Here is a 10,855-nt window from a genome sequence, read left to right on the forward strand (position 1 = left end):
GTCGCCATGCCGTCCCACGCCAGGACACCAGATGGCCGGCATCTAGGCCAACAAGGCGCCGGAAGGGTTCGTTCATGGAAGCCGCCGCCGCAGCGCCGCTCCGCCATGCCTGCAAGCCTCGCCAGACCCGCAAGCCTCGCCAGACCTCCCCTGGCGAGCCCAGGCGCCGCCGGCCGGCGCGCCGGCGCTGAAGGAGACCAGCATTGCCCCGTCCACACCAGACACCACTCGAACGGAACAGGCGCAGGCCGGCGACCAGGTGGCGCGCGCGGCCTCGCGGCGATGGACTGCCCGGATCGCAACCCGCTGATGGGCCACCAGCCATGCCGCCTGTCGCCAGCGCCAACACGTCCGCGGGGCGATATCTCCGGCCCTCGCCGCAGTTCAGCGCCTGTGCACGCCCGTGCACGCCGCGCCTTCGCCGGGGGGACGAGCAGACCGGATCCGGCCGCCCGCGCGCTGCCGATGGCGCCAAGCCGCCCATCGCGGAAGCCGCGGAGATCCTCGGCCGTGGCTGACAGGGTTCTGCCACCTTTCGGCTTCGGCGTCCTCGGCATCAACCACGATCATGTGCATGATCTGATGCGGTGCATGGTGGAGGCGGGCGGCATTTGTCGCGGCTTCTACGCGGCGGAGGCCGATCTCGCCGCCACCTTCGCCGCCGTCCACCCCGAGGTGCCGCGGGTCGGCGAAGCGCGGCAGTTGCTGGAGGCGGAGGATGTGGCGCTGATCGTCAGCGCCGCCATCCCCGGCGACCGTGCCGCCATCGCCATCGCGGCGATGCGGCATGGCAAGGATGTGCTGGTCGACAAGCCCGGCGTTGTCTCCTTCGATGAGCTGCAGGCGGTGCGGCAGGTGCAGGCGGAGACCGGCCGGAGGCACGCCATCTTCTTCTCGGAGCATCTGGCGCAGCGCGCGACGGTGCGCGCCGCCGAGCTGGTCGCGGCCGGGGCCATCGGCAAGGTGGTCAATCTGGTCGGCCTCGGTCCGCACCGGATCCGTGCCGCCGGCAGGCCGGATTGGTTCTTCCGGCCCGAGCGCAACGGCGGCATCCTCGTGGACATCGCCAGCCACCAGGCGGAGCAGTTCCTTTTCTTCGCCGATGCCGTGGAGGGTGAGGTGCTCTCCGCCACCGTGGGCAACCACGCCCTGCCCTCGCATCCCGGTTTCCACGACTTCGGGGACATGCATCTGCGCGCCGGCGCGGTCACGGGCTATGCGCGGGTGGACTGGTACACGCCCGATGCCATGCCGGTCTGGGGTGACGGACGGCTGACCATTCTTGGCACCGAGGGCTCCATCGAGCTGCGCAAGTACTTCGATCCCGCCGGGCGGCCGGGCGGCGACCACCTCTTCCTGTTGAACCGGGAGGGCGTGCGCCACATCGACTGCCGGCAGGCCTCCTTGCCATTCGGTCCCCTTTTCGCCGCCGACATGCGCGACCGCACCGAGCGCGCCATGCCGCAGGCACGCAGCTTCGGCGCGATGGAACTGGCGCTGACCGCACAGGCCCTGGCCGAAGGGCAGTCTCTGCCGCCCTGGGTGAAGGCGGCAGGGCGGCGCTGAAGCGTTGCCGCGGCGCCATTATCGGCTGCGGCACAGGCCGCGCGTGCCGGTCAGGCCAACAGGCATCACGCCGCCTGCCGGACCGTGGCGCTGAGTGCGTCGGCGCTTTCCGGGCCGATGGCGCGTGCGCCGGCCTCCACCTCGCCAATCAGTTCCACCAGCCGGTCGGCGATCGGCGTTCGGAGGCCGTGCCGGCGGGCCGCGGCGCGCACCGGGGCGAGCTGCGCCGCCACGTCGGTCTGCCGCTTGCGCACCGCGAGGTCGCGCCAGATGCCACTGTGCGACTTGGCCGAAGCCCGGTTGAAAGCCTCCATCCGCTGCATCGAGGCGGCAATGGCGGCCGCGTCGCCCCGCGCGAAGCCTTCAGGGTCGAAGCCGCTGAAGCCGAACACCTTGACCTGCTCCGCCGCCGCCACCGCCAGGATCTCCCGCACCAGCGCGACGATCAGCCCATGCCGCGCGGGGTTGGCGATGAAGTCGGCGATGGACTGGTTGTCCAGCGCCGAGGCTTTCAGGATGGCGCCGTAACCTGCCTTGCCCCAGAGATAGCCGAAGATGTTGTCCGTCAGCACCGCCTCGGGCTCGAACACCTTGAGCTGCTCGTGCAGGGCGAGGACGCGCGGCGTGCGCGCCCCGTCCAGCTCGCCCACCACCACGGCGCTGCGGTTGCCGAACAGGATGCGGCCGGGCTCCAGGTAGTCGGCGCCGAAGTTGACAAAGGCGCCGACGGTGCGCGGCCGCCCGACGATGTCGGCGATGACCAGCTCGTTCAGCCCGTTCTGGCAGGAGACGACCATGCCGTCCTCGGCCAGGAAGGGCGCGAGCGCCCGCGTCGCCGCCTCGGTGTGGTGCGCCTTGACCGCCAGCAGGATGCGTTTGTGCTTGCCGCTCATCCGCTCCGGCGTGACCGCGTCGCCGCCGGTGGTGAAGCTGTCCACCGGCCCCTCGATCGCCAGGCGGCCCGCCTTGATGGCTTCCACATGCTCGGGAACGATGTCCACGAACAGCACCTCATGCCCTGCCCGCGCCAGGTAGGCGCCGATCGTGCCGCCGATCGCCCCTGCGCCCCAGATCACCACCGGTTCCGCCATGCCCTGCCCTTTCGTCATGCCCGTTGATCGAGTCCAGGATTGGCAGACTTGACGCACCCCAATTGTCTGTCAATCATGTTGACGAAGCGTGATGATTTCTGCCAGGCTCAGGCTGATGAACGACGCCGCGCCGACACCTTTGACCGCGCGACGGGTGGCCGAGGACATTCTGCGCAATGCCATCCTCGTGGGCGAGCTCAAGCCGGGCCAGCGACTGACCGAGCGCAGCCTCTGCGAGCTTGCGGGGGTGGGCCGCACCACCGTGCGGGAAGCCGTGCGGCAGCTCGAATCCGAAGGGCTCATCAGCACCGTTCCGCATCGCGGCCCCGTGGTGGCCGTGCTTTCCGAGGGCGAGGCACGTGACCTCTATGAGTTGCGTGCCATGCTGGAGGGGCAAGCGGGGCGGCTCTGCGTGCTGCGGGGCGATGCGCGCCATGCGGCGGCGCTGCATGCGGCGGTGGACCAGATGGAGCACGCGCGGCAAGCCGGCAGCATGCTCGGCATCCTGGAAGCGAATGGCGCCTTCTATGCGGCGCTGAACGCCGGCGCGCGCAACGAGGCGTTGCGGCAGGCGATGCTTGGCGTCCAGAACCGGCTCGCCTTCTTTCGCTTCACCTCCACCCGCTGGCCTGGGCGCGCCGAGCGCAGCGTGGCTGAACTGCGCGCCATCGCGGCCGCCGTGGTGGCGCGCGACGCAGCCGCGGCCGAGGCCGCCTGCATCCGGCACATCGAGGCCTCGGCCGAGTTGGCCCTGCTGGTCCTGGCCGAGCGCGCCAGAGGCGCCGCCATGGTCCGGGGTGGCCGCCGCAACGCCATGGAAAGAGGATTGATCCCGTGAGCCTCGACTTCACCGGCACCACCGTCGCCATCACCGGCGCCGCCACCGGCTTCGGCCGGGCCACCGCGCAGCGCTTTGCGCGGCACGGCGCCCGCGTCTTCGCCACCGACCTTGACTCCAAGGGCCTGGCGGAGACCGCGAGCCTTCCCGGCATCGCCCAGCATGTGATGGACCTGACGGACCGCGCCGCCATCGCCGCATGGATCGCCGGCATCGAGCAGGAGACCGGCGGGCCGGTCGGGGTGCTGGTGAACAATGCCGGCGGCGTGCTCGGCCGCAAGCACCACCCCATCGAGGAAACCCCGTTCGAGGACTGGGACGCCATCCTGCGCGTCAACCTCGACGCCGCCTTCGCCGCCACCCGCGCCGCGGCGCCGGGGATGAAGCGCGCCGGGCGCGGGCGGATCGTCAACATCAGTTCCGGCGCCGGGCTGAAGCCCTCGCGCACCGGCATCCCCGCCTATACCAGCGCCAAGCACGCGGTGATCGGGCTGACACGCCAGATGGCGCAGGAGTTGGGCCCGCACGGCGTCACCGTCAACGCCATCGCGCCCGGCCTCTTTCCCGTTTCGCCCGGCACCACCGCGCAATGGGACAGCTACGGCCCGGACGGCCAGAAGCGCGTGATCGAGGGGATCGCCCTGCGCCGCATGGGCACCGCCGACGACATCGCCAAGGCGGTGATGTTCTTCGCCTCCGACCTCGCCGACTTCGTCACGGGCCAGGTGCTGCCGGTGAATGGCGGCTCCTCCTGATCCGCCTGCTCAGAGCCACTGAACCACCAGTCCGGGAGACAGATTCCATGAGCAAGACCCCTCTGGCCGTCGCAGGCCGGCGCCGCCTCCTCGGCCTCGCCGCCGGCGGGCTGGCGCTGGCCACCCCGAGCCTGATCCTGCCGCGCGGCGCGCGGGCGCAGGCGAAATGGCCCGACCGCCCGGTGCGGGTGATCGTGCCCTTCGCCACCGGCGGCGGCACCGACGTCACGATGCGCCTGCTCGGCCCCAAGCTCGGCGAGGTGCTGGGCCAGACGGTGGTGATCGAGAACAAGCCGGGCGCCGGCAGCACGGTGGGCACGGACTACGTCGCGAAATCGGCACCGGACGGCTACACCTTCGTGCTGGCCACCCTCTCCTCCACCGGCATCGCCAAGGGGCTCTACCCGAACCTGCCCTATGATCCCGTGCAGGACCTGACGGCGATCGCTCCCACGGTGTTCATCCCGATCAGCTTCGCCATCACGCAGCGCGGCTGGGACGTGAAGACCTACGAGCAGTTTGTCGCCGCGCTGAAGGCCAAGCCGAACGGCTATTCCTATGGCAGCAGCGGCTCCGGCTCGACCGGCCACATCGCCAGCGCCAACTTCCTGCGCCAGATCGGCGCCAAGGCGGAGCATATCCCCTATCGCGGCGCCGGGCAGAGCTTCAACGCGCTGATCGCGGGCGAGACGCAGTTCACCCACGACATCCCCTCCCTGCTGAAGCCCCATCACGAGGCCGGCACGGCGAAGGTGCTGTTCGTCAATGGCACCGAGCGCTCGCCACTGCTGCCGGATGTGCCCGCGCAGAGCGAGCTCGGCATCCCCGACTACAAGTCCTATTCCTGGTACGGCATCTTCGGCCCGGCGGGCCTGCCGCCCGAGATCACCGCGAAGATGGCAGCGGCGATCGACACCACGCTCGGGGATCCGGAGATCGACGCGAAGCTGAAGGCGCTCGGCACGCCGACGATGCGCGGCTGGACGCCGGAGCGCTTCGCCCAGTACGTGAAGCAGGAGATCGACACCTGGGTGCCGCTGGTGCACGCCTCCGGCGCGAGCGCCGGCTGAGGCAGCAGGCCGACCGGCCGGCGGCTCGGGCCTGCCCGCGCCGCCGCCCTTCGGGCGCGCAGGATGCGCGGCGCGCGGGCGAAAGCGGAAAGGCCAGGTTCGCCGACGCCGCCGGAGGGGTTTATGCTGCGGGCGGCGCGGCCTCGCCCGAAAGGGCCAGGATTTCAGCGGCGCGGCGCACCACCGGCGGGTCCACCATGCGGCCGTCGATCTGGAAGGCGCCGCGCCCGCTGGCCCGCGCCTCCGCATCGCCGGCCATGACGCGGCGCGCCCAGGCGACCTCGGCCGCGTCGGGGGCGAAGACCTCGTTCATGATGGCCACCTGCGTGGGATGCACCGCCAGCGCTCCCCGGAAGCCCAGGCGACGCGCCTCCCCGATGGTGGCGCGGAAGGCCGCCAAGTCGTCGAATTCGCCGATGCTGCCGACGAAGCCCATGGGCAGCAGCCCGGCCGCGCGCGCAGCCGCCAGCACGGCAAGATTGGGGCCCAGCAGCGAGGCCGGCCCGGGCACCGCGCCCAGGGCGGCGCAGAAATCCTCCGGGCCAAGCATCATCGCCACCGTGCGCGGGTCGGCCCCCGCGATGGCGGGGAGCGCGAAAAGCGCGGCAGGCGTCTCGATCTGCAGCAGCAGCCGCACCGTGCCAGGCGCAAGGCCACGCTCCAGCTCCAGCTCGGCCACGGCGGCCGAAACCTCGCGGACGAAGCCGCCATCCTCCACCTTCGGCAGCACCAGCCCCGCGAGGCCCGGCACCACGGCCGCCTCAAGGTCGGCGGCCAGCGCGCGCAATCCGCGATTCACCCGCACCAGAACAGCGGTGCCGTTGCTGCCGATCCCGGCGACGGCCTGCGCCAGCCCTGCGCGGGCGGCGGGCTTCTGCTCGGCGGGCACGGCATCCTCAAGGTCCAGGATGATGCCGTCGGCGCCGCGTTCATGCGCACGGGCGATGAAGCGCTCCACATGCGCGGGCACGAAGAGCAGGGATCGCCAGCGTGGCAGCGGCGCGGGATGATGGGTTGCGGACATGCCGGACTGCTTCTCCCCTGGTGGTGGGCGTTGGAGCCCGCCCACAGGATAGCCTTGCAGGGCCGGCTTCGCCTAATCGTGGCCGGCATCCGCCGGCCACGTCATTGTCGCGCCGCAGCACTTGCCGCGCGATCCGGGGCACGGGAAGCTGCCGTTCATGCAGAGCGCACCGCCGAAGCCAGGCGCCTCCCCCGAGACGGCTGCCCTCGCTCCTCCGGGTGCGGCCGCAAGCCCGGCCCGGGCGCAGCCCGTGTGCGCGCGGCAGCCGGGCTGGCAGGCTGCGCTCGGTGTCACGCTGGCCATGCAGACCGCCGCCGCCGCGCTGGGCCAGACCCTGCCGGTGGTCGCTCCGGTCATGACCGATGCCGTCGGCCTCTCGCCCGAAAGCATCGGCTACCTCGCCGGGCTGGGTTCGCTCGGCACCGCCCTGTTCCTCGCCTGTGGCGCGCCGGTGCTGGCGCGGCTGGGGCCGGTACGGACGCTGCAAGCCGGCCTGCTGCTGGCCGCCGGCTCGATCGGCCTGGCAGCCCTGGGCTGGCCCCCGGTCCTGCTGTTCGCCTCGCTCCTGCTCGGCATCGGCTACGGCCCGACACCGCCGGCCGGCAGCCGCATCCTTGCCGCCACCGCGCCGCCGCAGCACCGCACGTTGATCTTCTCGGTCAAGCAGGCGGGAGCGCCGCTGGGGGCCGCGCTGGCGGGCCTCGCTGGGCCGGTGGTTGCCCTGCGCCTCGGCTGGGAGGCGGTGTGCATCCTCGGGCTGCTGGCCGGCCTCGCCGTCGCGACGGCCGTGCAGCCCTGGCGCGCCGCGCTGGACACCGAGCGCGACCCGCGCCGCGCGGTTGGCCCTGGCGCGCTGTTTGGCCGGAGCAACCTCGCCGCCCCTTTCGCCGCATTGCGGCTGCATCCGCTGCTGATGCCGCTGGCCCTGCTCAGCGGCGCCTTCGCCTGCCTGCAAGGCTCGCTCTTCGCCTTCGTGGTCACCTGGCTGGTGGGCAAGCACGGGCTGCCGCTGCCGGAGGCCGGCATGATCTTCGCGGTCATGCAGGGGGCCGGCGTCACCGCACGGCTGGTGCTCGGCTGGGTGGCCGACCGCAGCGGGCGGCCGAGCCTTGTCCTCGCGGTGCAGGCCTTCGCGGGCGCCGGCCTGGCGGCGCTCTTCGCCCTGGCGCCGGTCGGCACGCCGGCGCCGCTGCTCGGGCTGCTCGCCGCCGGCACCGGCTTCGTCGCGGCGAGCTGGAACGGGATCTCGCTGGCCGAGGTGGCCCGGGTGGCGCCCGCGGCGCGGATCAGCGACGCCACCTCGGGCGTCACGCTGATCGTCTTCTTCTGCTACTTCGTGGCGCCGATCAGCTTCGCGGCAGGCGCCGCCGCCTGGGGCTGGACCCTGCCGCTGCTGCTGATCGCGGCCTTGCCGGCCGCGGCAGGCCTCTGCGTGGTGCCGCGCCTGCTGCGCGGCTGACGGGGCGCCCGCGCGCCGCTCACCCCTTCGGCGGCACCTTGCCCTCGCCGATGTCCCACCAGATGCCGGCCATGATCCGCAACCCATCCCGCAGCAGCGGCGCCAGCGCGTGCTCGTCCGGCCCGTGCTGGTTGCAGCCGGCATAGGAGTTCGGGATCCAGATCACCGGCGTGCCCAGCTCGTCCACGAAGATCTCCGAGGGGTTGGAACCGGAGGAGTTGGGCAGGATGTTCGGCGCCCGGCCATAGGTGCGCTCCACCGAGGCGGCGACAGCCTGCACCCAGGGGTGCTCCGGATCGGTGCGGGAGGCGCTGAACACGTCCTCCTCCATGGCCGGCACGATCCCGATCGCCGCGAAGCCCCGCTCATCCAGGTGGCGGCGCAGCGCGGGGATGATGTCGGCGCCCTTCACGTCGGCGGTGTGGCGCACCTGCAGCCGCGCGCGCGCCTCGGGCTGCACGGCATTGGTCGGGTTGTCGGGATGGCCGGTGATCGCGGCCAGCACGATCACGCTGGTCCAGGCGAAGACCTTCTCGGCCTTGGAAAGGCCCGGCTCGCCCCAGTCCGGGTCCGGCTCGGGCGTGCCGGGAATGCGCGGGAACTGCAGCGCCTGGCAGGCACGACGCACTGAATCCGGCACCTGCTTCGGCAGCCAGCCCTCCACCTGGATGCGACCGCGCCGGTCCACGATGCTGGAGAGCGCCTGCGCCAGGATGAAGCCGGGATCGGCCAGCACGCCGCCCCAGTGGCCGGAGTGGTGCGCGTGCTCGCGCAGCCGCAGCGCCAGGTCGAAGGCGACGATGCCGCGCGCGCCGAGCTTCAGGTCCGGCACGGTCTGCGTCTCGCGCGGGCCGTCGAGGCCGATGAAGACGTCGGCGGCAAGCTTCTCGCGGTCGCGGACCATCATGTCGCGCAGGCCGGGCGAGCCCACCTCCTCGCCGGTCTCGACGAAGACCTTGGCATTGAAGCCGAGCCGCCCGCGCTCGTCGATCACCGAACGCAGCGCCTGGATGGCGATCAGGTGCTGGCCCTTGTTGTCCACCGTGCCGCGGCCGTACCAGCGGTCGCCTTCCACCGTCACCGCCCATGGGTCGAAGTTGTCGCGCCAGCGCCCGGCGAGGCCACGCACCACGTCGCCGTGGCCGTAGACCAGCACGGTCGGCAGGGCGGGATCCTCGACGCGGGTGGCCAGCATGGCCGGACCACGCCCGGGGCGTGTGCCTTCCAGCACGGTGATGTCGAAGCCGAGGTCGGCGAACTCCGGCGGCAGCGCCTCGGTGCAATAGCGCCGCAACGCCGGCTCCGAATCCGGCATCTGGCTCTCGGTCGGAACCGCGACCAGCCGGCGCAGCGATTCGAGATAGCGCCCGCCATCAAAGAAGCCTTGCGCGCGCGCGATCGCGCCGTCCCGTGTTCCTGCCCCTGTTCCCGACATGTCTTTCCGCCGTTTTCCTGCAGATCGAAGGTTGCGCCGAAGAAAGGTTGCATCCAAGCTGACGCGAGGGGAAGGCCTGAACGGTCGGGAGTTTTGCAGATGCGATTCGGAACCCTTGCCGCCGCGCTGGCGGCAACGCTGCTCGCCACCGGCGCCGCCAGGGCGGGCCCTGCGGACAACAGCCTGCGCTGGGCCTCGGACAGCGAGCCGGCGAACATCCTGCCCTACTACAACAACGTCCGCGAAGGCGTCGTGCTGAGCTACCTGGCCTGGGATGCGCCAATCTATCGTGACCCGGCCAGCGGCGAATACAGGCCGCATCTGGCTGAGTCCTTCAAGCTGATCGACGACACCACCATCGAGCTGAAGATGCGTCCCGGCGTCGTTGCGCATAACGGCGAGACGATCGACGCCAACGACGTGGCGCAGACCGTCAACGCCATGCTCGACCCCGCGAACAAGGTCATCGCCTTCAACCGCATCTCCTGGCTCAAGGGTGCCGAGGCCGTGGATGACCGCACGGTGCGGCTGACGATGGCCAAGCCCTTCGGTCCCTGGCAGGAGTACCTGACCACCCTCGCGATCCTGCCGGGCGACCTGCTGAAGTCCGAGGGCGTGGAGGCGCTGGCACGCGCGCCGGTCGGCACCGGCCCCTACCGCGTGGCCGAGCTGAGCCCGGGGCGGCAGATCGTGCTGGAGCGCTTCGACAAGTATTTCGGCGGCGCCAAGGGAGCCGCCTCCATCGACAAGCTGGTGTTCCGCCGCATTCCCGAGCGCAACACGCAGATGGCCGAGCTGATGACCGGCGGGCTGGACTGGATCTGGCGCCTGCAGCCGGACCAGGCGCGCAACCTCAAGGGCCGGCGCGGCATCCGTGTGGTCAGCGGCGAGACCATCCGCATCTTCTACATCGGCCTCGACGCCGCCGGCCGCACCGGCAGGGAGAAGAACCCGCTGACCGACCTGCGCGTGCGACGCGCCATCAACCACGCGATTGATCGGCCCGGCATCGTGCGCAACCTCGTCGGCGAAGGCGCGCAGGTGCTGAACACGCCCTGCCACCCCGAGCAGTTCGGCTGCACGCAAGAAGGCATCACCAAGTACGACTACGATCCCGCCAAGGCCAAGGCGCTGCTGGCGGAGGCCGGCTATGGCGACGGCTTCGACATCACCATCACCGCCTATCGCGAGCGGCCCTGGGTGGAAGCGATCATCGGCAACCTGCGCGCCGTCGGCATCCGCGCCAGGCTGAACTGGGTGCAGGCCGATACCTTCTCCGGCGATACCCGCGCCGGCAAGGTGGAGATGGGCTTCGGCTCCTGGGGCTCGACCTCGCTCTACGACGTCGCCGCCATCACCACCTATTTCTTCGGCAAGACGCCGGACGACCAGGCGCGCGACGACGTGGTGGCGCAGGCCCTGCATGCCGGCGACGCCGCAACCGACCCGGCGAAGCGGCAGGAACTCTATGCGCCCGCCATCCGCCGAATCACCGAGCAGGCCTTCTGGGTGCCGCTCTGGACCTTCCCGCTGACCTACGCGATGAACGAGAAGCTCGACTTCACGCCCTCCGCCGATGAGGTGCCGCGCTTCTTCAACTCACGGTGGAAGCAATAG

Annotated in this window: 9 protein-coding genes; 6 read left to right on the plus strand and 3 right to left on the minus strand. The window is 71.3% G+C overall.

All coding sequences use genetic code 11. The features are described from left to right. Positions 1-510 precede the first annotated feature (510 nt). Complete coding sequence (locus tag E0493_RS09235) at positions 511-1,566, plus strand: Gfo/Idh/MocA family protein (protein ID WP_367614479.1); 1,056 nt, start codon at positions 511-513, stop codon at positions 1,564-1,566. 65 nt (positions 1,567-1,631) lie between these two features. On the opposite strand, the gene E0493_RS09240 is transcribed toward E0493_RS09235, so the two are convergent. Next, positions 1,632-2,675, minus strand: coding sequence for a ketopantoate reductase family protein (locus E0493_RS09240; protein WP_235913670.1), 1,044 nt, complete (start codon positions 2,673-2,675; stop codon positions 1,632-1,634). A gap of 97 nt (positions 2,676-2,772) precedes the next feature. Here E0493_RS09240 and E0493_RS09245 point away from each other — a divergent pair, with 97 nt between their 5' ends. The 3 genes from E0493_RS09245 to E0493_RS09255 are packed head-to-tail and all read left to right on the plus strand — an operon-like array spanning position 2,773 to position 5,320. After that, positions 2,773-3,495 carry a GntR family transcriptional regulator gene (locus tag E0493_RS09245; protein ID WP_160936647.1) on the plus strand — a complete coding sequence of 241 codons (723 nt, stop codon included), beginning with the start codon at positions 2,773-2,775 and terminating at the stop codon, positions 3,493-3,495. Then, on the plus strand, positions 3,492-4,250 hold the full coding sequence (locus E0493_RS09250; protein ID WP_160936648.1) for an SDR family NAD(P)-dependent oxidoreductase: 759 nt from the start codon (positions 3,492-3,494) through the stop codon (positions 4,248-4,250). Before E0493_RS09245 ends, E0493_RS09250 begins: the two co-directional genes overlap by 4 nt. A gap of 47 nt (positions 4,251-4,297) precedes the next feature. Further along, a complete protein-coding gene (locus E0493_RS09255) occupies positions 4,298-5,320 on the plus strand; it encodes a Bug family tripartite tricarboxylate transporter substrate binding protein (protein WP_160936649.1) in 1,023 nt (340 codons plus the stop codon). A 121-nt stretch (positions 5,321-5,441) separates the two neighbouring features. Here the strand turns inward: E0493_RS09255 and E0493_RS09260 are convergent, their stop codons facing one another. Then, positions 5,442-6,344, minus strand: a complete 903-nt coding sequence (locus E0493_RS09260; protein ID WP_160936650.1) for an HpcH/HpaI aldolase/citrate lyase family protein — start codon at positions 6,342-6,344, stop codon at positions 5,442-5,444. Between the two features lie 157 nt (positions 6,345-6,501). On the opposite strand from E0493_RS09260, the gene E0493_RS09265 reads away from it, so the two are divergent. Next, entirely contained in the window at positions 6,502-7,803 is a 1,302-nt protein-coding gene (locus tag E0493_RS09265; protein ID WP_160936651.1) for an MFS transporter, read from the plus strand. Positions 7,804-7,822: 19 nt separating this feature from the next. On the opposite strand, the gene E0493_RS09270 is transcribed toward E0493_RS09265, so the two are convergent. Beyond that, positions 7,823-9,238, minus strand: a complete 1,416-nt coding sequence (locus E0493_RS09270; protein WP_160936652.1) for a M20/M25/M40 family metallo-hydrolase — start codon at positions 9,236-9,238, stop codon at positions 7,823-7,825. Between the two features lie 99 nt (positions 9,239-9,337). On the opposite strand from E0493_RS09270, the gene E0493_RS09275 reads away from it, so the two are divergent. Continuing rightward, positions 9,338-10,855 carry an ABC transporter substrate-binding protein gene (locus E0493_RS09275; protein ID WP_160936653.1) on the plus strand — a complete coding sequence of 506 codons (1,518 nt, stop codon included), beginning with the start codon at positions 9,338-9,340 and terminating at the stop codon, positions 10,853-10,855.

Source organism: Teichococcus coralli, from assembly GCF_009829925.1.
Taxonomy (GTDB): domain Bacteria; phylum Pseudomonadota; class Alphaproteobacteria; order Acetobacterales; family Acetobacteraceae; genus Pseudoroseomonas; species Pseudoroseomonas coralli.